This is a genomic window from Pseudomonas sp. NCHU5216 (genome assembly GCF_052156495.1).
GTDB lineage: Bacteria > Pseudomonadota > Gammaproteobacteria > Pseudomonadales > Pseudomonadaceae > Aquipseudomonas.
The window spans coordinates 21,166-42,936 of the sequence record NZ_JBQLIX010000043.1 but is presented as its reverse complement, the minus strand read 5'-3'; the positions used below and the strand labels follow the sequence as shown (position 1 = coordinate 42,936).

Sequence of the window (21,771 nt, the reverse complement as noted above, 5' to 3'; positions counted from 1 at the left end):
CTCTGGAGCGGCGATGGAGTGAGCGAACCCTCGCGTAGCGAGGGCCGGATGACCGGGCGGAGGGTTTTGGTTACTTTGCCCGCAAAGTGACTCGCCCGGGAGGGCGAAACGAGAGACATCAGCAGACGCCGATAAGCAGCTTGAGTACTTAAAACCACCGAGCACTCACACAAACTTGCCAGTCCGGTGTCAACCAAGCATTCCCCCCTAAAATGCGAAGAACCCAGGATAAAGCATGCCGGTGGCAGCACTCAGCGCCTGCGGCCGCCCCTCGATGGCAGCGGTGCGCAATACAAGCGCGGTGTCGATACCTGGCGTTAAGGTCATCAGGATGGCGGCCAGGGTGAAGGCGATGAGGAGTTCAGCAAAGGGCATGAGGCGCCTCGAAGACGATGCAAACGGACGGCAACCCTGCTGCTCAGAGGCCATCCTCTTCCAGGTGGTCGAAATTCACCGACTCTCCAGGCTTGGCGTGCAGCTTGGCGCGAATGTCCTCGAAGATCGCGTCGTACTCCTTGTGCTCGCGCATGATCGGGCTGTGGTTGGGATGCAGGCCATGCTTGGCGACCAGACGCGAGATCACGCTGGCGAAGTTGAAGGCAGTGTCGCGGTGCATCTCGAAGGTCTCCTCGAACGGCTTGCCCTCGATCTCGCCGACGAGGCGCCCGTGCAGCATCGGGCCCTCCTTGGCGTCCTGGCGCACCTCGTAATAGAAGTCGATGCGATATTCGGGCTGACCGGCGAGGCCTGGCAGATTGTCACGGTGCAAATGGCCGGGTTCGAACATGTACCCGCTCCTTCAGGTGTTCACGATTGCATGAGTCAAGCAGTCTAGAACGGGCATTTGCACCCTGCACTGCACCTCGTCAGTGCAGCGAAACGGCCTGCGCTCGTTCCTGCACCAGCACCCAGGGCGCCACCACCACGGCCCAGAGCTGCGGGTCACGCGCCAACAGATCCTCGGCCTGGCCATCTTCGAGCTTGCCCAGCACCCCCTGCGCCATCCACTGCGCGACCTTGGCCTGGTCATTACTGGCCACGGCCTCGGCCACCGCCACCAGATCCTGCCCGCCTTCGACCCAGAGCAATGCGCCACGGGCGAAGAAGGGTTGCAGCTCCTGCCAGGTGATGGCGGCGGTCTCGCCAAGCAGCTTGGCATAGAGGGTGCTAGTGTGTTCCGTCATGGCATGCCCTTTGTCGGTCGGCGTATGGAAGCGCGCAATGATAGCGCCGACCTACCCGCTGGCAAGCCGTGAGGTGCTCAGCGCCTGCAACGGGGCACGCCGTGTTTCTATACGTTCCTTGCAATTTAGCGACACCCCTCCTGCTGCCTCCAACTGCTGGCTTTTCAAGGCGCAAATTGGCGCTCTACACTGTTCCGGTACAGTTGCCGGTGGCCTGGACGGGTTTTCCAACCCGGTTCTGCTGCCAAGGCTGCAAGAACTAAAACAACGAAGATATAAAGAGTGGAGCACTATGAAAAAGGCTACTAAGCAGATTTCCAAGCTGTTCGCCGCAATGGCACTGGCTGGGGCGGCCAGCTATTCGATGGCAGCCGACACCATCAAGATCGCCCTCGCCGGCCCGGTCACCGGCGCCGTCGCGCAGTACGGTGAAATGCAGTTCATCGGCGCCAAGATGGCCATCGAGCAGATCAACAAGGCCGGCGGCGTCGACGGTGCCCAGCTCGAAGGCGTGGTCTACGACGACGCTTGCGATCCCAAGCAGGCCGTGGCCGTGGCCAACAAGATCGTCAACGACGGCGTCAAGTTCGTGGTCGGTCACCTGTGCTCCAGCTCCACTCAGCCGGCCTCCGACATCTACGAAGACGAAGGCATCCTGATGATCACCGCGGCCTCCACCAGCCCGGAAATCACTGCCCGTGGCTACAACCTGGTGTTCCGCACCATCGGTCTGGACAGCCTGCAAGGCCCGACCGCCGGTAACTTCATCGCCGACCACGTCAAGCCCAAGACCGTTGCCGTGATCCACGACAAGCAGCAGTACGGCGAAGGCATCGCCACTGCGGTCAAGCAGACCCTGGAAGCCAAGGGCGTCAAGGTCGCCATGTTCGAGGGCATCAACGCCGGCGACAAGGACTTCTCCGCCCTGATCGCCAAGCTCAACCAGGCCGGTGTCGACTTCGTCTACTACGGCGGCTACCACCCGGAACTGGGCCTGCTGCTGCGCCAGACCAAAGAGCGCGGCCTGAACATCAAGTTCATGGGCCCGGAAGGCGTGGGTAACAAGGAAATCTCCGCCATCGCCGGCCCGGCCTCCGAAGGCCTGCTGGTGACCCTGCCGAAGTCCTTCGACCAGGATCCCAAGAACAAGGCGCTGGTCGAGGCCTTCAAGGCCAAGAACGAAGACCCGAGCGGCCCGTTCGTGTTCCCGGCTTACGCCGCCGTACAGGTCATCGCCGAAGGCATCGAGAAAGCCGGCAGCACCGACACCGACAAAGTGGCCGCCGCCCTGCGCGCCAACAGCTTCGACACCCCCACCGGCACCCTGGCCTTCGACGAGAAGGGCGACCTGAAGAACTTCAGCTTCGTGGTATACGAGTGGCACCAGGACGGCACCAAGTCCGAAGCCAAGTAAGCGACCTGTCTGAACTCAAAGCCCACTGCGCTTCCCGCAGTGGGCTTTCGTCTATTGGAAGAATTCCGGCCTCGCGCTGCGCCACAAGCGCCGCTTTACGCGCTGCCCAGGAGTTAGGCTATGCCTGATCTTTATCATTACCTGCAACAGTTGCTCAATGGCCTGACCATTGGCAGCACCTATGCCCTGATCGCCATTGGCTACACCATGGTCTACGGCATCATCGGCATGATCAACTTCGCTCATGGCGAGGTGTACATGATCGGCGCGTACGTCGCCTTCATGGTCATCACAGGGCTTACCATGTTCGGCATCGATGCCGTGCCCGTGCTCATGATCGCCGCCTTCGTGATCACCATGATCGTTACCAGCGCCTATGGTTACAGCATCGAACGGGTGGCCTACCGCCCGCTGCGCGGCGGCAACCGCCTGATTCCGCTGATCTCCGCGATCGGCATGTCTTTGTTCCTGCAAAATGCCGTGCTGCTTTCCCAGGACTCCAAGGACAAGGCCATTCCCAACCTGCTGCCGGGCAACTTCGTGTTCGGTGAAAGCGCCGCCAATGGCGTGGTGATTTCCTACATGCAGGTGCTGATCTTCATCGTCACCTTCATCACCATGGTCGGCCTGACCCTGTTCATCTCCCGCTCGCGCCTGGGCCGCGCCTGCCGCGCCTGCGCCGAAGACCTGAAGATGGCCAACCTGCTGGGCATCAACACCAACAACATCATCGCCCTGACCTTCGTCATCGGTGCGGCCCTGGCGGCCATCGCCTCGGTGCTGCTGGGCATGAACTACGGCGTGATCAACCCGCATCTGGGCTTCCTCGCCGGCATCAAGGCCTTCACCGCTGCCGTGCTCGGCGGCATCGGCAGCATCCCCGGCGCCGTGCTCGGTGGCCTGGTACTGGGTGTGGCCGAAGCCTTCGGCGCCGACATCTTCGGCGATCAATACAAGGACGTGGTGGCGTTCAGCCTGCTGGTGCTGGTGCTGCTGTTCCGCCCCACCGGCATCCTTGGCCGTCCGGAGGTTGAAAAGGTATGACGCGCAATCTCAAACCCGCCATTCTCGGCGCCCTGCTGGTACTCCTCGTGGCGTACCCGCTACTCGGCCTGAAACTGACCACCGTCGGCATCAACCTGGAAATCCATGGCGCCACGCCGTTCGAGCTGTGGTGCATCGCCGGTGCAGCCGCGCTGGTGTTCGTCTGGCAACTGCTGCGTGATCAGCTCACCCCGGCCTGGGCCAAGCTGCCCAAACTACCGAGCGGTTCCGCCCAGCTCGGCAACTTCCTCACCCTGCCCTCCACCCAGCGCTGGATCATCCTGGCCATGGTCATGGTGGCGCTGGTCTGGCCATTCTTCGCCAGCCGCGGCGCAGTGGACATCGCCACGCTGATCCTGATCTACGTGATGCTCGGCCTCGGTCTGAACATCGTGGTCGGCCTGGCTGGCCTGCTCGACCTGGGTTATGTCGGCTTCTACGCGGTCGGCGCCTACAGCTATGCGATTCTCTCGCACTACTTCGGCCTGGGCTTCTGGATCTGCCTGCCGATCGCCGGGATGATGGCCGCGCTGTTCGGCTTCCTCCTGGGTTTCCCGGTGCTGCGCCTGCGTGGTGACTACCTGGCCATCGTCACCCTCGGCTTCGGCGAGATCATCCGCATTCTGCTACGCAACCTCACCGATCTCACCGGCGGGCCCAACGGCCTGAGCATCGCCAACGAATACAAGCCGACCCTGTTCGGCCTGTCCTTCGAGCGCCGCGTGCCGGCGGACATGCCCACCTTCCATGGCTTCTTCGACATTGCCTACAACTCGCAGTACAAGGTGATCTTCCTCTACCTGATCGCCCTGCTGCTGGTGCTGCTGACCCTGTTCCTGGTCAACCGTCTACTGCGCATGCCCATCGGTCGTGCCTGGGAAGCGCTGCGCGAAGACGAGATCGCTTGCCGCGCGCTGGGCCTGAACCCCACGGTGATCAAACTCTCGGCCTTCACCATCGGTGCCAGCCTGGCCGGTTTCGCCGGCAGCTTCTTCGCCGCGCGCCAGGGCCTGGTGACACCGGAGTCGTTCACCTTCTTCGAGTCGGCGATGATCCTCGCCATCGTGGTACTCGGCGGCATGGGCTCGCAGCTCGGCGTGATCCTCGCCGCCATCGCACTGGTAATGCTGCAGGAGATGCGTGAGCTGAGCGAGTACCGCATGCTGATCTTCGGTCTGGTCATGATCTATATGATGATCTGGCGCCCGCAAGGGTTCCTGCCGATGCAACGTCCCCACCTGGAGCTGAAACGATGAGCCGCACGATTCTCGAAGTAAGCGGCCTGACCATGCGTTTCGGCGGCCTCCTGGCCGTCAACGGGGTGGGCCTGAACGTCAAGGAAAAGCAGGTGGTGTCGATGATCGGCCCGAACGGCGCCGGCAAGACCACCGTGTTCAACTGCCTGACCGGTTTCTACCAACCGAGTTCGGGCAGCATCCGCCTCAATGGCGAGGCCATCGAGGGCCTGCCGGGGCACAAGATCGCCCGCAAGGGCGTGGTGCGGACCTTCCAGAACGTGCGTCTGTTCAAGGACATGACCGCGGTGGAAAACCTGCTGATCGCCCAGCACCGCCACCTCAACACCAGCTATCTGGCCGGCTTGTTCAAGACTCCCGCGTTCCGCCGCAGCGAGCGCGAGGCCATGGACTACGCCGCGCACTGGCTGGAGCAGGTCGACCTGCTGGAGTTCGCCAACCGTGAAGCGGGCACCCTGGCCTACGGTCAGCAACGCCGCCTGGAAATCGCCCGCTGCATGATGACCCGCCCGAGCATCCTCATGCTCGACGAGCCGGCCGCCGGCCTCAACCCGCGCGAAACCGAAGACCTCAAGGCGCTGATCGCCATGCTGCGTGACCAGCACGATGTCACCGTGCTGCTGATCGAGCACGACATGAAGCTGGTGATGAGCATTTCCGACCACATCTACGTGATCAACCAGGGCACGCCCCTGGCCGATGGCACGCCGGAGCAGATCCGCAACAACCCGGACGTGATCAAAGCCTATCTGGGGGAGGCGTAATCCATGCTCAGCTTCAACAACGTCTCCACCTTCTACGGCAAGATCCAGGCGCTACACGACGTCAGCATCGAAGTGCAGAAAGGCGAGATCGTCACCCTGATCGGCGCCAACGGCGCCGGCAAGTCCACCCTGCTCATGACCCTGTGCGGCAACCCGCGCGCCACCAGCGGCAGCATCCGTTACCTGGGTGAAGAGCTGGTGGGCATGGACACCCCGGAGATCATGCGCAAGAGCATCGCCATCGTGCCGGAAGGCCGTCGCGTGTTCGCCCGCCTGACAGTCGAGGAAAACCTGGCCATGGGTGGCTTCTTCGGTAACAAGGCGGACAACCAGGAGCAACTGGACAAGGTGCTGCACCTGTTCCCACGCCTCAAGGAACGCTTCGCCCAGCGCGCCGGCACCATGAGCGGCGGCGAGCAGCAGATGCTCGCCATCGGTCGCGCGCTGATGAGCAAGCCCAACCTGCTGCTGCTCGACGAGCCGTCGCTGGGTCTGGCGCCGATCATCATTCAGCAGATCTTCGACATCATCGAGCAACTGCGGCAGGACGGCGTGACCGTGTTCCTGGTCGAGCAGAACGCCAACCAGGCGCTCAAACTGGCCGACCGTGGCTATGTGCTGGAGAACGGCCATATCGTCATGCGCGGCAGTGGTGAAGAACTGCTCAACGACCCGAAAGTGCGCGACGCCTACCTCGGCGGTTGATCTACCCCATGCAACCGGCCAGCAATGACCGGACTCTCCTGCAGAGAGGAACCGTGGGAGGGGCTTTAGCCGCGACAAAAGCTCGCCGCTGAAGCGCCTCCCACGGTTATTTATCCTGCAACCGACATTCCCGGATTGCATCCGGGCTACAACTCTTCTACTCCGGCACCTCGACACTGACGTGAATGGCGTCGTGTCGCCAGAACTCCACATCGCAATCGATGATGCGCCCGTGCTGATCGCGGTTGACCCGGGTGATGCGCAAGGCCGGGCTGCCCGGCGCCACCCGCAGACTGGCCGCCGCCTCGACGTGCAGCGCGGTGGGCACCATATCGAAACGCACCCGGCCGTAATGAATGTCGTACTCGCTGGCATACAGATCGGTGAGCGAGCGGGTCAGGTCGAAGTCGAGAATCCCCGGAAAATACGCCGGATTCAGGTAGTGCTCGACGTACAGCACCAGGCGCCCGTCGATACGCCGTGCCCGGCACACCTGATAAACGCTGGACAGCGCCGGCAATTCGAGAATCTGGCAGACCTGCGCCGACGCCGGAATCAGCCGCGCACTCAGCACCTCGGTGGCCGGCACCCGCCCCTGCCCCGCCACCATGGCATGGAAATGGGTGCGCACTAGCGGGTTGTAGGCAATGCGCGTCGGTGACACGAACCAGCCACGGCGCTCCTCGCGGTAGACCAGCCCCTGCGCCTCCAACTGGCCCAGCGCCTCACGCAGGGTGATGCGGGTGGTGTCGAACAATTCACTGAGTTTGCGCTCGGCGGGCAACTTGCTGCCCGAGGGCAACAGGCCGCGGTCGATCTGTTCCTGCAAGGCACGGCAGATGGTGGTGACGGCACGCGGCGCTTCTATACGCATCAATTTTTCCCTTTTGGACTAGTCCAGCCTCATTACAGGGCAAGGACTTGCAGCTCATGCTTGTGACAAGCCTAGGCAAAGTAGATGACCAAGCGATGACAGCGAAGCTACAAGCATCGCCCATGCCAGGCTTCACCCCAGATAAATCAAGGGTCTGGCCATGGTCTACGCTTGCTGGGCACACCTCGCTGGCGACACTCGACATCCGCTCACGAGGCCCGGACACAAAACTGTCATCGAAGACGCCTAAATTGGCTCAGGTATTGCTGATCTAGACCAACACTCACACCGCAAAGGAGTTTCCAATGAAACAACTGCTGCTGGCTTCTCTGATGGGCTCGGCCATTGCCCTGGCCACTTCCGCCATGGCCGCAGGCCCCGACCTGCAGGCTCTGGAAAAGGCCGCACGCGCCGAAGGCACGGTGAACAGCGTGGGCATGCCCGACAGTTGGGCCAACTGGAAGGACACCTGGAACGACCTGAGTACCAAGTACGGGCTCAAGCACAGCGACACCGACATGAGTTCGGCGCAGGAAATCGCCAAGTTCGCTGCCGAGAAGGACAATGCCACCGCCGATATCGGCGACGTCGGCGCCGCCTTCGGCCCCATCGCCGTGCAGCAGGGCGTAACCCAGCCCTACAAGCCGAGCACCTGGGAGCAGATTCCGGACTGGGCCAAGGACAAGGATGGCCACTGGATGCTGGCTTACACCGGCTCAATCGCCTTCATCGTCAACAAGCAACTGGTCAAGGACATCCCGCACTCCTGGGCTGACCTGAAGAAGGGCAAGTACCGCGTCGCCATCGGTGACGTCAGCGCCGCCGCCCAGGCGGTCAATGGCGTGCTGGCCGCCGCCATCGCCAATGGTGGCGACGAGAAGAACATCCAGCCGGGCCTGGACTTCTTCGCCACTATCGCCGAGCAGGGCCGCCTGTCGCTGTCCAACCCGACCATCCAGACCCTGGAGAAGGGTGAAGTGGAAGTTGGCATCGTCTGGGACTTCAACGGTCTGTCCTACCGCGACCAGATCGACCCGAGCCGCTTCGAGGTGCTGATCCCGTCCGACGGTTCGGTGATCTCCGGCTACACCACCATCATCAACAAGTACGCCAAGCACCCCAACGCGGCCAAGCTGGCGCGTGAATACATCCTCTCCGACGCCGGCCAGATCAACCTGGCCAAGGGCAATGCCCGGCCGATCCGCGCCGAGCACCTGACCCTGCCGGCCGAGGTACAGGCCAAGCTGCTGCCCAACGAGCAGTACGCCAAGGTGCAACCGATCAAGGACGCCGCAGCCTGGGAAGCCACCTCCAAGGCCCTGCCGCAACTGTGGCAGGAGAACGTGATTATCAATATGGAATAACCCACGCTCGGTGGGAGGCGCTGCAGCAGCGACAGTCGCGGCTGAAGCCCCTCCCACAAGCCGTAGGAGCGCGTAGGGTGGATCGGGGCGCGTAGCTGACGCTTCACTCGTCCACCTTGCCGTTTTGGCATTTGCCCATGTGGTGGATCGATGAAGCGCGATCCACCCTACGCTTTTCAGGATTCCCCATGCCTTCCAAGGTCATCCTCGTCGTGCTCGACGGCCTCAGCCACTCGGTGGCGCAACACGCCATGGGCCATCTGCATGCCTGGTGCGACGCCGGGCGTGCCGCTTTCTACCGTCTCGACTGCGAGCTGCCGGCGCTGTCGCGCCCGCTGTACGAGGCCATCCTCACCGGCGTGCGCCCCATCGACAGCGGCATCGTGCATAACGATGTCTCGCGCCTGTCGCGCGAGCGCAGCATTTTTCACTGCGCCCGCGACGCCGGCCTGAGCACCGCCGCCGCGGCCTATCACTGGGTCAGCGAGCTGTACAACCGCTCGCCCTTCGTCGCCGTGCGCGACCGCCATACCTGCGATGAGTCGCTGCCGATCCAGTACGGCCACTTCTATTACGCCGACCACTACCCGGACTCGCACCTGTTCGTCGACGCCGAGAGCCTGCGCCTGCAGCACGCCCCCGACCTGTTGCTGGTGCACCCGATGAACGTCGACGACGCCGGGCACAAGCACGGCCTGGACAGCGCGCAATACCGCAACAGCGCGCGCATGGCCGACGTGCTGCTGGCCGACCACCTGCAGAACTGGGTCGATGCCGGCTATCAGGTGCTGGTCACCGCCGACCACGGCATGAATGTCGACCGCTCGCACAATGGTCTGCTGCCGGAAGAGCGTCAGGTGCCGCTGTTCGTCATCGGCGACGCCTTCAGCCTCGATGCCAACGCGCAGCCACGCCAGCTCGAACTGTGCGGCAGCATCTGCCAGTTGCTCGGCGTGCCCCACGACAAACCCCATTGCGCGGAGTTGCTGAAATGAGCACGCCCTCCTCCCTGCGGCGCTGGCTGCCGCTGCTGTTCGTGCTGCCCTTCGCTGCGTTCTTCCTGGTGTTTCAGGTGGCGCCGCTGGTGTGGGTGGCGATCAACAGCCTGAACAGCCCCACTGGCTGGGGCCTGGGCAATTTCGAGAAGATCTTCGCCTCGCGCTTCTACCGGCAGGCGATCCAGCACAGCCTGGAAATCGCCTTCTGGTCGAGCCTGTTCGGCATGACCATCGCCATCCTCGGCAGCTACTCGCTGCGCCAGGTGGACTCCAAGCTGCGCGACTTCGTCATCGCCTTCTCCAACATGACCAGCAACTTCTCCGGGGTGCCGCTGGCCTTCGCCTTCATCATTCTGCTCGGCTTCAACGGCGCACTGACCCTGCTGCTGATCCAGCTTGGCCTGATCGAGAGCTTCAACCTCTACTCGAAGAATGGCCTGATCGTGCTCTACACCTACTTCCAGATCCCCCTCGGTGTGCTCCTGCTCTACCCCGCCTTCGACGCCCTGCGTCAGGACTGGCGCGAGTCTGCCGCGCTGCTCGGCGCCGGCACCTGGGACTTCTGGCGGCATATCGGCCTGCCGGTGCTGACCCCGGCGCTGCTCGGCACCTTCGTCATCCTCCTGGCCAACGCCCTGGGCGCCTACGCCACGGTGTACTACCTGACCACCGGCAACTTCAACGTCATGCCCATTCGCATCGCGGCACTGGTTTCCGGTGACATCTCGCTGGATCCGAACCTGGCCAGCGCCCTGTCGATGGTTCTGGTCGGGCTGATGGTGCTGATCACCGTCGTCCACCAGTTGCTGCTGAAAAGGAGCCAGCATGTCACGCGCTGATGTCAGCCTCTACCACCGCATCGTGGTCTGGTTGCTGTTTCTCATCCTGCTGCTGCCCCTGGCCGGCACCCTGCTCTACTCGCTGGCCACCACCTGGTCGGCGACCATCCTGCCGGAGGGTCTGACGCTCAAGTGGTACGCCGCGCTGTGGAGCGACGAGCGCTTCCTGCGCGCCTTCGCCCAGTCGCTGCTGGTGTGCTTCGGCGCCCTGGCGCTGTCGGTGGTGCTGATCCTGCCGCTGATGTTCGTGGTGCACTACCACTTCCCCAGACTCGACGCGCTGATGAACGTGCTGATCCTGCTGCCGTTCGCCGTGCCGCCGGTGGTGTCCTCGGTGGGCCTGTTACAGCTCTATGGCTCCGGGCCGCTGGCGATGACCGGCACGCCGTGGATTCTGCTCGGCTGCTACTTCACCATCGCCCTGCCGTTCATGTACCGCGCCATCGCCAACAACCTGCAGGCGATCAACCTGCGCGACCTGATGGACGCCGCCCACCTGCTCGGCGCCAGCACCTGGAAGGCGGCTTTGCTGGTGGTGCTGCCGAACCTGCGCAAGGGCCTGATGGTGTCGCTGTTCCTGTCGTTCAGCTTCCTGTTCGGCGAATTCGTCTTCGCCAACATGCTGGTGGGCACCCGCTACGAGACGTTGCAGGTGTACCTGAACAACATGCGCAACAGCAGCGGCCACTTCAACAGTGCGCTGGTGATCTCCTACTTCTTCTTCGTCCTGGTGTTCACCTGGGCGGCCAACCGTTTGAACAGGGACAAGGCATGAGCTTCCTGAGCATCCAGAACCTGCACAAGAGCTACGGCGACACCCGTATCTTCAGCGACATCAACTGCGAGATCGACCAGGGCGAGTTCGTCACCCTGCTCGGCCCCTCCGGCTGCGGCAAGTCCACCCTGCTGCGCTGCATCGCCGGCCTGACCGGGGTCGACGGCGGACGCATCATCCTCGGCGGCGAAGATCTGGTGCCGCTGTCACCGCAAAAACGCGGCATCGGCATGGTGTTTCAGAGCTACGCCCTGTTCCCCAACATGAGCGTGGCGCAGAACGTCGCCTTCGGCCTGCGCATGCAGAAAGTGGCCAAGGCCGAGAGCGAGCAGCGTGTGCGCGAGGCGCTGGAGATGGTCGAGCTGGGCGAGTTCGCCACGCGCTACCCGCATCAGCTCTCCGGCGGCCAGTGCCAGCGCGTGGCCCTGGCCCGCTCGCTGGTCACCCGCCCGCGCCTGCTGCTGCTCGACGAACCGTTGTCGGCCCTCGATGCCCGTATCCGCAAGCACCTGCGCGAACAGATCCGCGCCATCCAGCAGGAGCTGAATCTGACCACCATCTTCGTCACTCACGACCAGGAAGAGGCGCTGACCATGAGCGACCGTATATTCCTGATGAATGCCGGCCAGATCGTCCAGAGCGGCGATGCCGAAACCCTCTACACCGCGCCGGTGGACGCCTTCGCCGCCGGTTTCATCGGCAACTACAACCTGCTCGAGGCCGACGCCGCCAGCCGCCTGCTCGGCCAGCCGCTGACCTCGCGCGTGGCCATCCGCCCGGAGGCCATCGCCTTCGCCGATAGCGGCATCGCCGCGCGAATACTTGGCCACAGCCTGCTCGGCAACGTCATCCGCTACCGCGTCGAGGCGCAGGGCAGCCAGTTGCTGGTGGACGTGCTCAACCGCTCGGCGGCCGATCTGCATGGCAACGGCCAGACGGTCAATCTGCGGATCGACGCAGCGGCGATCCGGGAGGTGGCGTGATGGCGCTGGCGATCTTCGATCTCGACGAAACCCTGATCCATGGCGACTGCGCCAGCCTGTGGACGGAGGAAATGGTCAAGATCGGCTGGGCCGATGGCGAGTCCTTCATCGCTCAGGAGCAGGAGCTGATGCGCCAGTACGCCGCCGGCACCCTGGCCATGGAGGACTACATGGCCTTCACCCTGTCGCCGCTGGTCGGCCGCACGCCAGAGGAAGTCGCCCATGTGGTCGAGCCCTTCGTCGAAGACGTGATCGAGCCGATCTTCTACAGCGACGCCAGCCGCTGCCTGGCCGCGCACCGCCAGGCCGGCGACCGTCTGCTGGTGATCTCCGCCTCGGCGCATTTTCTGGTCAGCGCCATTGCCGAGCGCTTCGGCATCAGTGATGTGCTGGCCATCGACCTGCAGGTGCAGCACGGGTTCTACAGTGGGCGTACCCAAGGGGTGCTGACCTACCGCGAGGGCAAGGTGACGCGCCTCGATGCCTGGCTCGCCGAACAGGGCGAAAACCTGGCCGGCGCCAGCTTCTACTCCGACTCGCGTAACGACCTGCCGTTGCTGCAGGTGGTGGACAGGCCGTTCACGGTCAACCCGGATCCGGTATTGCGCGCTCATGCCGAGCAGGCTGGCTGGCCGATCCTGCATTGGCGCTGAGGCGCGGCACGGTTCGGTGGCCATGCTGCAGGATCCTTGCGGTTGCATCTCGTAGCCCGGATGCAATCCGGGGGAGCCGGGCATGACCATCCAGCCTGCCGCCAGCCATGGTGCGCGCAGCGCACCCTACAGGGCTGAGGCACGGTTTAGTCTTCAGGTTATTTGAGGAGTGCCGGGGAAAGTCAGCGTGATACCGGACTGGCAAGTTTGTGCCTTGGAGAGTTGGCTTATTGATGTTCTGGACGCCGCCTTGGGTGTGCCCGGATATTCCGGGTTTCGCCCCCTCGGGCGACTTACTTTTCTTTGAAATGCGCAAAGAAAAGTAAGCAAAAGAAACGCACCCCCGCCATCCGGCCCCGGCTGCGCCGGGGTTCGTTCGCTCCATCGCTGCTCCGAGGGCCCGCCGCGAAGGGCCATCCCTGGCCAGTCGCGGCTCTCGCGGCATCCATGCCGCTCAACCCTCTACACAACGATTCCACTCACCCTCCTGAAGGGGGAATTTCGCGCGCCTGAACGAACCGGCACTCCATAGGTTGCTCGGCGTGTTCTGGTGGTTGTCAAATGGCGACTAGGCCGTGGAGTTAAACCAAAACTTTCATTCGCGCAGTTTCATTCGCCTGGATAGCTTGCCGGCTTTCAGCCGGCATCCCGGTCAGCCCTAAGGCTGACCCATGTTCAAGCACTCCACGCTAATTCTGGGTTACCTCGGGCTCAGGCGCGTGCAGAGCCCGCCCAGGAGGGCGAACGGAGTCGTCGTGGAAGAGGTTGAGCGACATGGATGTCGCGAGAGCCGCGATGGGCCAGGGATGGCCCACCGCGGCGGGCCTCTGGAACGGCGATGGAGTGAGCGAACCCTGGCGCAGCCAGGGCCGGATGAAAGGGCGGAGGGTTTTGGTTACTTTTGCCCCAAAAGTGACTCGCCCGGGAGGGCGAAACTGGAGATACCAGCTAAACGCCGATAAGCAGCTTGAACACCGAAAACAATCGAAACCAGCACAAACTGCCAGTCCGATCTCAAGCAATGTCGCAGGTCAGCCATGCTCTTCCAGCCGTGGTGCGCGCAGCGCACCCTACAGCGCCATGATCCTTTCGCAGGCCTGGGTCAACGCCGTGGCCAGTTCGCGGGCGGGGCCGGGCAACTGGGCACGGGCATGCAGGGCCACCTCCACCGGGGCCACGGTGGGAAACCCCTCTGCCTCGCCCAACTCGCGATGCGCCGGGGTGATCAATCGGCGCGGCAACAGGGTCAGGCCCAGACCGCCTTCAGCCGCGGCACTGACGCCGGGCAGGCTGCTGCTGACATAGGCGATACGCCAGGGCTTGCCCATGGCATCCAGCGCATGGGTCATCTCCAGGCGGTACAGGCCATTGGGCGGGAACACCGCCAGCGGCACCGGATTACGCGCCAGCACCGGGCGCTCACGGCTGTCCAGCCAGGCCAGCGGTTCGGCCCAACTGGCCAGGCCCTTGACGCTGCCGGCGCGCTGCTTGATCAGCGCCAGATCCAGCTCCCCGGCATTGAAGGCACGCCACACGTCATTGCTGAGGCCACTGGTGATCTCCAGGCGAATGCCCGGGTAGGCGTCGGCGAAGTCGGCCAGATAAGGCGTCAGGCTGCTGGCGGCGAAGTCGTCCGGTACGCCCAGGCGCACCTCGCCCTCTTCCGCGCTGCGTCCCAACGCCTGCTGCGCCTCGTCCATCAGGGCGACTATGCGCTGGGCATAGCCAAGCAGGCGTTCACCCTCGGTGGTGGTGACCACATAACGCCCGCTGCGGTCGAGCAGCTCGGCGCCGAGCTGCGCCTCCAGGCGGCGGATCTGCTGACTGATGGTGGACTGGGTCAGGTGCAGGCTGGCGGCGGCGCGAGTGAAGCCGCCGGTCTGCACCACGGCGAGAAAGCTGCGCAGTAGAACCGGGTCGAGCATGGATACACCCATCATGAAAGCCACTGCCAGGCATTCTACTATTTAATTTCCGAATCCAGCCGCTGCTTCCTTATAGTCTGCACATCCGTTCCCCGCCGGGCGCCCGCCCGACGCTTCACCATCGCCGAGGCCTCTTCTCGATGAGCAAAACCCCCTTCTACTACGCCCCGCATGGCGGCCATCCCGGTCAGGAGCAACTGCTGACCGACCGCGCCATGTTTACCGAAGCCTACGCCGTGATCCCCAAAGGCGTGATGCGTGACATCGTCACCAGCCATCTGCCGTTCTGGGACAACATGCGCATGTGGGTCATCGCCCGCCCGCTGACCGGCTTCGCCGAAACCTTTTCGCAGTACATCGTCGAAGTCGGCCCCAACGGCGGCAGCGACAAGCCGGAGCTGGATCCGACTGCCGAAGGCGTGATCTTCGTCGTCGAAGGCACCTGTGATCTGACCCTGAACGGCAGCGAGCATGCCCTGCGTCCGGGCAGCTACGCCTTCATCCCGCCGCAGAGCGACTGGTCGCTGCGCAACAAGGGCAGCGAAGCGGTGCGTTTCCACTGGCTGCGCAAGGCCTATCAGGCTGTTGACGGCGTGCCCTACCCGGAAGCCTTCGTCACCCACGAGCAGGACATCGAGCCCATCGTCATGCCGGGCACCGAAGGCCGCTGGAGCACCACGCGCTTCGTCGACATCAGCGACATGCGCCATGACATGCACGTCAATATCGTCAATTTCGAGCCGGGTGGCGTGATCCCCTTCGCCGAAACCCACGTCATGGAGCACGGCCTCTACGTGCTGGAAGGCAAGGCGGTGTATCGCCTCAACCAGGACTGGGTCGAAGTGGAAGCCGGCGACTTCATGTGGCTGCGCGCCTTCTGCCCGCAGGCCTGCTACGCCGGCGGCCCGAGCCGCTTCCGCTACCTGCTGTACAAGGACGTGAACCGCCACATGCCGCTGACTCTGGGTGGCCTGAAGCGCTGAGGGTCGAAGAGCTTGTGGGAGGGGCTTTAGCCGCGAAGCTGTCGCCGCTACGACTGCATGGAAGCAGGAGGTAGAGCGCAGCAGGATGCCCGAGCCGAAAGCGCATCCCACAGATACACCAACGACAAAGGCCACCCGAAGGTGGCCTTTGTCGTTCTAGCGCACTGATCAGTTATGACGGATCAGGTGATCGAAGGCACTCAGCGAAGCCTTGGCACCCTCGCCCACGGCGATGACGATCTGCTTGTACGGCACAGTGGTGACGTCACCGGCGGCGAAGATCCCTGGCAGCGAGGTCTGGCCGCGGGCATCGACGATGATCTCGCCGCGCGGGCTCAGCTCCACCGTACCCTTGAGCCAGTCGCTGTTGGGCAGCAGGCCGATCTGCACGAAGATGCCTTCCAGTTCGAGGGAGTGGAACTCGCTGGAATTACGATCCTTGTAGACCAGGCCGTTGACCTTCTGGCCGTCGCCGGTCACTTCGCTGGTCAGGGCGCTGGTGATCACGTCGACGTTCGGCAGGCTGTAGAGCTTCTTCTGCAGCACGGCATCGGCACGCAACTGGCTGTCGTACTCCAGCAGGGTAACGTGGGCGACGATGCCGGCCAGGTCGATGGCTGCCTCGACGCCGGAGTTGCCGCCACCGATCACCGCCACGCGCTTGCCCTTGAACAGCGGGCCGTCGCAGTGCGGGCAGAAGCACACGCCCTTGGCCTTGTACTCCTGCTCACCGGGCACGCCCATTTCGCGCCAGCGCGCGCCGGTCGACAGGATCACGGTCTTGGCCTTGAGCGAGGCGCCGTTATCGAACTGCACTTCGTGCAGGCCACCTTCCTTGCTGGCCGGTACCAGCGCGGTGGCGCGCTGCAGGTTCATCACATCGACTTCGTATTCCTTGACGTGCTCTTCCAGGGCGCGCACCAGTTTCGGGCCTTCGGTTTCCTTCACCGAAATGAAGTTCTCGATGGCCATGGTGTCCAGTACCTGACCGCCGAAACGCTCGGCGGCAATGGCCGTGCGGATGCCTTTACGGGCAGCGTAGATGGCTGCGGAAGCGCCAGCCGGGCCACCGCCCACGACCAGCACGTCGAAGGCCTCCTTGGCGCTCATCTTCTCGGCGTCGCGGCTGGAGGCGCCGGTGTCGATCTTGGCGAGGATTTCCTTCACGTCCATGCGGCCGGAAGCGAATGCCTCACCGTTGAGGTAGACGCTCGGCACAGCCATGATCTGGCGGCGCTCGACCTCTTCCTGGAACAGCGCGCCGTCGATGGAGACGTTACGGATGTTGGGGTTGAGCACCGCCATCAGGTTCAGTGCCTGCACCACGTCCGGGCAGTTCTGGCAGGACAGCGAGAAATAGGTCTCGAACTCGAATTTGCCTTCGATGCTCTTGATCTGCTCGAGGGTCTCGGCGTCGAGCTTGGACGGATGGCCGCCCACCTGCAGCAACGCCAGCACCAGCGAGGTGAATTCGTGGCCCATGGGGATGCCGGCGAAGGTCAGGCCGATATCCGCGCCAGGGCGGTTGAGGGAGAACGACGGACGACGGGCGTCGTTGCCATCGGTCTTGAGGGTGATCTTGTCGGTCAGGCCGACGATGTCTTCGAGCAGCCCGAGCAGTTCCTTGGACTTCTCGCCGTCATCCAGGGACGCGACGATCTCGAACGGCTGGGTGACCTTTTCCAGGTAGGCCTTCAACTGGGTTTGCAGATTGGCGTCCAACATGACGGGAATCCTCTAGAAGTAGCGAATTACGGGCGAAAAAACGCCCGGACGGATCGCGCCCGGGCGTTCGGGCACCTTTAAAGGCCTTTTAGACCTTGTCAGGCGAAAATGGGATGAAGAGCGTCGCGAGCGACGGTAGTGCAAGGCGAAAATCAGGCGAGGGCGCGGAGTTTACGAGCTGTAAATGAGCAGTCCGAGCCTGATTTCAACGCAGCAATACCTAGCGCAGCAGCTCTGCGCCCATTTTTAGATCTTGCCGACCAGATCCAGGGAAGGAGCCAGGGTCTTCTCGCCTTCTTTCCACTTCGCCGGGCAGACTTCGCCCGGGTGAGCGGCGGTGTACTGGGCAGCTTTCAGCTTGCGCAGGGTCTCGCCGACATCACGAGCGATCTCGTTGGAGTGGATTTCAACGGTCTTGATCACGCCTTCCGGGTTGATCACGAAGGTGCCACGCAGGGCCAGGCCTTCTTCGGCGATGTGCACGCCGAAAGCGTTGGTCAGCTGGTGAGTCGGGTCACCGATCAGCGGGAACTGAGCCTTGCCAACGGCCGGCGAGGTTTCGTGCCAGACCTTGTGCGAGAAGTGGGTGTCGGTGGTGACGATGTACACCTCGGCACCGGCCTTCTGGAACTCGGCGTAGTTGTTGGCGGCGTCTTCGATCTCGGTCGGGCAGTTGAAGGTGAAGGCAGCCGGCATGAAGATCAGCACGGACCACTTGCCCTTGAGGCTCTCCTCGGTCACTTCGATGAACTTGCCGTTGTGGAAGGCGTTGACCTTGAACGGTTGCACTTGAGTGTTGATGAGGGACATCTCTGACTCCTTGTTGAGTTTCACTGAGGGTTGATAACTTCGATGGGGCGTATATTAGCCCCCTACCGAAAAAAAGCTTATTGATTACACCCATGGTATCGATTGAATGTGGCAATCGCAGCATTCATTCAATCGGTGAGCGGAGGCTCTACTGGGCGCCTCTAAAAACGTAGGCGAGGCAGCCAGCGCAAGGCAAAAACAGGCGAAAAAGCGCAGTTTACGCGCTGTAAATGAGCATTTTGAGCCTGGTTTTAACGCCGCGATGGCAACGCAGGTAGTTTTTAGAGGTGCCCTATTGCGCCAGCTCGGGGTCAATCAGCAGTACCACCTTGCCATTAACCTGATTGCTGGCCAGCGTCTCGAAAGCGGCCTCACTGTCTTTGAGTGCAAAAGTGCGCTCCAGTTGCGGCTTGATGCGTCCTTCACCGAACAATGGCCATACCTGCTGCTGCAGATCGTGCAACAGCTCGGCCTTGAAGCGGTCGTCGCGGTTGCGCAGCGTCGAACCGATCAACTGGATGCGCTTGCCCAGCACCTGAGCCAGATCCAGCTTGGCCTCGCGCCCACCCATCAGGCCTATGTTGACCCAGCGGCCATCCTGCGCAAGCAACTCCAGATTGAGCGCCGCATACTGGCCGCCCACCGGGTCGAGAATCACGTCGAACGGGCCGAAATCGCGCAGGGCCTGCAAATCCTCACCACGCAGCACACCGCCCTGAGCGCCGAGCGCCTCGCAATAGGCCAGCCGCTCGGCCGAGCCGACGCTGACCCAGCAGGGGTTGCCAAAGGCCTTGCACAGTTGGATGGCCGCCGAGCCGACACCACTGGCACCAGCGTGCAGCAATACCTTCTCCCCTGGTTTGAGGCCTGCGAGCTGGAATAGATTGAGCCAGGCGGTGGCGTAGACTTCCGGCACGGCTGCCGCCTCGGCCAGGCTGAGGCCCTCCGGCAGCGGCAGCGCATGGCGCGCATCGACCACCACCTCCTCGGCCATGCCGCCTCCGGCCAACAGGCAGCACACGCGATCACCCACTGCCCAGGCGCTGCCAGGGCCAACCTCGACCACCACCCCGGCACACTCCAGGCCCAATGCCTGGCTGGCTCCGGGCGGCGGCGGATAGAGCCCAGCACGCTGCAGCAGATCGGCCCGATTGAGCCCGGCTGCCGCCACTTTCACCCGAATCTGCCCCACGTCACAGGCCTGTGCGGGTTGCTCGAGCCACTCGGCCCGCCCTTCGACGCCTTGCAATGCCTTCATGCTGCCTCCATAGTGCAAGCGAAACCTAGCTCAGCGCCAACGGAACCTGGCGCCCTCATATACGGCCTAATATGCGTTATCACCTGCCACTACGTCGAATCAGCATGAAGCGCTCACTCGCAAGTACCGCCCTCGCAATCGCCCTCGGCTTCAGCGCCTTGCCGCTGGCGGCCAAGCCTGCCAGCACCGACTGGCAATACCTGCAGCCGGATCGCGATCAGGTGGTCGCCAGCCTCAACGTGGTGGAACTGCTGCGCCGTCATCACTACAACAAGCCGCCGCTCAATGACGAACGCTCGATCAAGATCTATGACAACTACCTCAAGTTGCTCGATCCCACGCGCAGTTACTTCACGGCCGCCGATATCGCCGAATTCGACAAGTGGCGCACCAAGTTCGACGACCTGCTGAAAAGCGGTGATCTGGAACCCGGCTTCGTCATCTACCGCCGCCACCTGCAGCGCCTGCAGGAGCGCCTGGACTATGCCCTGGCCATGCTCGACAAAGGTGTGGACAAGATCGACTTCACCGTCGACGAGAGCCTGCAGGTCGATCGCGAGAATGCGCCCTGGGCCAAGAACAGCGCCGAACTCGACGAACTCTGGCGCAAGCGCGTGAAGGACGAAGTGCTGCGCCTGAAGATCGCCGGCAAGGACACCAAGGCCATCCAGGAGCTGCTGACCAAGCGCTACAAGAACCAGTTGGCGCGCCTCAAGCAAACCCGTAGCGAGGACGTGTTCCAGGCCTACATCAATGCCTTCGCCACCACCTACGACCCGCACACCACCTACCTGTCGCCGGATAACGCGGAAAACTTCGACATCAACATGAGCCTGTCGCTCGAAGGCATCGGTGCGGTGCTGCAGAACGACAACGATTACGTCAAGGTGGTGCGCCTGGTGCCGGCCGGTCCGGCGGAAAAGAGCAAGCAGATCGCTCCGGCCGACAAGATCATCGGCGTCGCCCAGGGCAATGACGAGATGGTCGACGTGATCGGCTGGCGCCTGGACGAAGTGGTCAAGCTGATCCGTGGCCCGAAAGGCTCCACCGTGCGCCTGGAAGTCATCCCGGCGAGCAACCCACCGAGCGACCAGACCAGCAAGGTGGTCACCATCACCCGCGAAGCGGTCAAGCTGGAAGAACAGGCCGCGAAGAAGAAGGTGCTGCACCTGACCCAGGACGGCCATGACTACAAGCTCGGGGTGATCGAACTGCCGGCCTTCTACCTGGACTTCAAGGCCTTCCGTGCCGGCGATCCGGACTACAAGAGCACCACGCGCGACGTGAAGCGCCTGATCGACGAGTTGCAGAAGGAGAAAGTCGACGGCCTGGTGATCGATCTGCGCAACAACGGCGGCGGCTCGCTGCAGGAAGCCACCGAGCTGACCAGTCTGTTCATCGATCAAGGCCCGACCGTACTGGTACGCAACTCGGACGGTCGCGTCGATGTACTGGCCGATGAGCACAAGGGCGCCTATTACAAAGGCCCGATGGCCGTGCTGGTCAACCGCCTGTCCGCCTCCGCCTCGGAGATCTTCGCCGGTGCCATGCAGGACTACCATCGCGCCCTGATCCTCGGCGGCCAGACCTTCGGCAAGGGCACGGTGCAAACCATCCAGCCACTCAATCACGGCGAGCTGAAGCTGACCCTGGCCAAGTTCTATCGTGTTTCCGGGCAGAGCACCCAGCACCAGGGCGTGCTTCCGGACATCGCCTACCCGGACGTGATGCACACCAAGGACATCGGCGAGAGCGCCCTGCCGGCCGCCATGCCCTGGGACAGCATCCGCCCGGCGATCAAGCCGGAGCTGGACCCGATCAAGCCGTTCCTCAAGCAACTGCAGAGCAAGCACGATCAGCGCACCGCGCATGACCCGGACTTCCTCTTCACCCGCGCCAGCATCGACCTGTCGAAACAGTTGATGGCCGAAACCACCGTCAGCCTCAACGAGGCCAAGCGCCGCGCCAGGCAGGCCGATATCGAGGCCAAACAGCTCAAGCTGGAGAACGATCGGCGCGTGGCCAAAGGCGAGGAGCCATTGAAGGAACTGGCCAAGCAAGACGAAGACGCCCTGCCCGTCGAGGACGACAAGAGCAAGCCGGAAGACGATGCCTACCTGGCCGAGTCCGGGCACATCCTCATCGACTACCTGAACCTCAATCCGGCATTGGCGCAACATTGATGAAAGGCGTCGCAACCCGTCATCAAATAGTCAT

20 protein-coding genes and 1 pseudogene are annotated in these 21,771 nt (G+C 63.0%); 13 read left to right on the top strand and 8 right to left on the bottom strand.

Annotation, left to right across the window (positions count from 1 at the left end; genetic code table 11):
- Positions 1 to 234: 234 nt before the first annotated feature.
- The 3 genes and pseudogenes from ACSVIK_RS22375 to ACSVIK_RS22365 form a co-directional block, all read right to left on the bottom strand.
- Positions 235 to 375, bottom strand: a pseudogene (locus tag ACSVIK_RS22375) (LysE family translocator); the annotation flags it as partial.
- A gap of 43 nt (positions 376 to 418) precedes the next feature.
- Positions 419 to 787, bottom strand: coding sequence for a DUF5064 family protein (locus ACSVIK_RS22370; RefSeq protein ID WP_442446358.1), 369 nt, complete (start codon positions 785 to 787; stop codon positions 419 to 421).
- A gap of 79 nt (positions 788 to 866) precedes the next feature.
- Positions 867 to 1,184 (bottom strand): DUF2288 domain-containing protein, encoded by a 318-nt coding sequence (locus ACSVIK_RS22365; protein WP_442446357.1) that lies wholly within the window; start codon positions 1,182 to 1,184, stop codon positions 867 to 869.
- Between the two features lie 292 nt (positions 1,185 to 1,476).
- On the opposite strand from ACSVIK_RS22365, the gene ACSVIK_RS22360 reads away from it, so the two are divergent.
- From ACSVIK_RS22360 to ACSVIK_RS22340, 5 genes are all read left to right on the top strand, one after another.
- Positions 1,477 to 2,598: a branched-chain amino acid ABC transporter substrate-binding protein gene (locus ACSVIK_RS22360; protein WP_442446356.1), complete on the top strand. Its 1,122-nt coding sequence runs from the start codon at positions 1,477 to 1,479 to the stop codon at positions 2,596 to 2,598.
- 120 nt (positions 2,599 to 2,718) lie between these two features.
- On the top strand, positions 2,719 to 3,642 hold the full coding sequence (gene livH / locus ACSVIK_RS22355) for a high-affinity branched-chain amino acid ABC transporter permease LivH (RefSeq protein WP_442446355.1): 924 nt from the start codon (positions 2,719 to 2,721) through the stop codon (positions 3,640 to 3,642).
- Entirely contained in the window at positions 3,639 to 4,898 is a 1,260-nt protein-coding gene (locus ACSVIK_RS22350; RefSeq protein WP_442446354.1) for a high-affinity branched-chain amino acid ABC transporter permease LivM, read from the top strand. The genes livH and ACSVIK_RS22350 overlap by 4 nt, the downstream gene beginning before the upstream one ends.
- Positions 4,895 to 5,662: a high-affinity branched-chain amino acid ABC transporter ATP-binding protein LivG gene (gene livG / locus ACSVIK_RS22345; RefSeq protein ID WP_442446353.1), complete on the top strand. Its 768-nt coding sequence runs from the start codon at positions 4,895 to 4,897 to the stop codon at positions 5,660 to 5,662. Before ACSVIK_RS22350 ends, livG begins: the two co-directional genes overlap by 4 nt.
- Before the next feature lie 3 nt (positions 5,663 to 5,665).
- Complete coding sequence (locus ACSVIK_RS22340) at positions 5,666 to 6,367, top strand: ABC transporter ATP-binding protein (protein ID WP_442446352.1); 702 nt, start codon at positions 5,666 to 5,668, stop codon at positions 6,365 to 6,367.
- 157 nt (positions 6,368 to 6,524) lie between these two features.
- On the opposite strand, the gene ACSVIK_RS22335 is transcribed toward ACSVIK_RS22340, so the two are convergent.
- A complete protein-coding gene (locus ACSVIK_RS22335) occupies positions 6,525 to 7,241 on the bottom strand; it encodes a UTRA domain-containing protein (RefSeq protein ID WP_442446351.1) in 717 nt (238 codons plus the stop codon).
- Between the two features lie 305 nt (positions 7,242 to 7,546).
- On the opposite strand from ACSVIK_RS22335, the gene ACSVIK_RS22330 reads away from it, so the two are divergent.
- The 6 genes from ACSVIK_RS22330 to ACSVIK_RS22305 all read left to right on the top strand — a co-directional run bounded on the left by ACSVIK_RS22330 (position 7,547) and on the right by ACSVIK_RS22305 (position 12,853).
- Positions 7,547 to 8,605, top strand: a complete 1,059-nt coding sequence (locus tag ACSVIK_RS22330; RefSeq protein ID WP_442446350.1) for an ABC transporter substrate-binding protein — start codon at positions 7,547 to 7,549, stop codon at positions 8,603 to 8,605.
- 188 nt (positions 8,606 to 8,793) lie between these two features.
- On the top strand, positions 8,794 to 9,600 hold the full coding sequence (locus tag ACSVIK_RS22325; RefSeq protein ID WP_442446349.1) for an alkaline phosphatase family protein: 807 nt from the start codon (positions 8,794 to 8,796) through the stop codon (positions 9,598 to 9,600).
- On the top strand, positions 9,597 to 10,442 hold the full coding sequence (locus ACSVIK_RS22320) for an ABC transporter permease (RefSeq protein WP_442446348.1): 846 nt from the start codon (positions 9,597 to 9,599) through the stop codon (positions 10,440 to 10,442). The genes ACSVIK_RS22325 and ACSVIK_RS22320 overlap by 4 nt, the downstream gene beginning before the upstream one ends.
- Positions 10,429 to 11,217: an ABC transporter permease gene (locus tag ACSVIK_RS22315; RefSeq protein ID WP_442446347.1), complete on the top strand. Its 789-nt coding sequence runs from the start codon at positions 10,429 to 10,431 to the stop codon at positions 11,215 to 11,217. Before ACSVIK_RS22320 ends, ACSVIK_RS22315 begins: the two co-directional genes overlap by 14 nt.
- Complete coding sequence (locus ACSVIK_RS22310; protein WP_442446346.1) at positions 11,214 to 12,200, top strand: ABC transporter ATP-binding protein; 987 nt, start codon at positions 11,214 to 11,216, stop codon at positions 12,198 to 12,200. The genes ACSVIK_RS22315 and ACSVIK_RS22310 overlap by 4 nt, the downstream gene beginning before the upstream one ends.
- Positions 12,200 to 12,853 (top strand): HAD family hydrolase, encoded by a 654-nt coding sequence (locus tag ACSVIK_RS22305; protein WP_442446345.1) that lies wholly within the window; start codon positions 12,200 to 12,202, stop codon positions 12,851 to 12,853. Before ACSVIK_RS22310 ends, ACSVIK_RS22305 begins: the two co-directional genes overlap by 1 nt.
- Before the next feature lie 1,070 nt (positions 12,854 to 13,923).
- Here the strand turns inward: ACSVIK_RS22305 and ACSVIK_RS22300 are convergent.
- Positions 13,924 to 14,778 (bottom strand): LysR substrate-binding domain-containing protein, encoded by an 855-nt coding sequence (locus ACSVIK_RS22300; RefSeq protein ID WP_442446360.1) that lies wholly within the window; start codon positions 14,776 to 14,778, stop codon positions 13,924 to 13,926.
- Positions 14,779 to 14,918: 140 nt separating this feature from the next.
- Here ACSVIK_RS22300 and ACSVIK_RS22295 point away from each other — a divergent pair, with 140 nt between their 5' ends.
- Complete coding sequence (locus ACSVIK_RS22295) at positions 14,919 to 15,761, top strand: bifunctional allantoicase/(S)-ureidoglycine aminohydrolase (protein ID WP_442446344.1); 843 nt, start codon at positions 14,919 to 14,921, stop codon at positions 15,759 to 15,761.
- A 168-nt stretch (positions 15,762 to 15,929) separates the two neighbouring features.
- On the opposite strand, the gene ahpF is transcribed toward ACSVIK_RS22295, so the two are convergent.
- The 3 genes from ahpF to ACSVIK_RS22280 form a co-directional block, all read right to left on the bottom strand.
- Positions 15,930 to 17,486 (bottom strand): alkyl hydroperoxide reductase subunit F, encoded by a 1,557-nt coding sequence (gene ahpF, locus ACSVIK_RS22290; RefSeq protein WP_442446343.1) that lies wholly within the window; start codon positions 17,484 to 17,486, stop codon positions 15,930 to 15,932.
- Between the two features lie 246 nt (positions 17,487 to 17,732).
- Positions 17,733 to 18,296: an alkyl hydroperoxide reductase subunit C gene (ahpC, locus tag ACSVIK_RS22285; protein WP_442446342.1), complete on the bottom strand. Its 564-nt coding sequence runs from the start codon at positions 18,294 to 18,296 to the stop codon at positions 17,733 to 17,735.
- A gap of 292 nt (positions 18,297 to 18,588) precedes the next feature.
- Positions 18,589 to 19,554, bottom strand: coding sequence for an NAD(P)H-quinone oxidoreductase (locus ACSVIK_RS22280; protein WP_442446341.1), 966 nt, complete (start codon positions 19,552 to 19,554; stop codon positions 18,589 to 18,591).
- A gap of 104 nt (positions 19,555 to 19,658) precedes the next feature.
- On the opposite strand from ACSVIK_RS22280, the gene ACSVIK_RS22275 reads away from it, so the two are divergent.
- Positions 19,659 to 21,737, top strand: a complete 2,079-nt coding sequence (locus ACSVIK_RS22275) for a carboxy terminal-processing peptidase (RefSeq protein WP_442446340.1) — start codon at positions 19,659 to 19,661, stop codon at positions 21,735 to 21,737.
- Positions 21,738 to 21,771 lie beyond the last annotated feature (34 nt).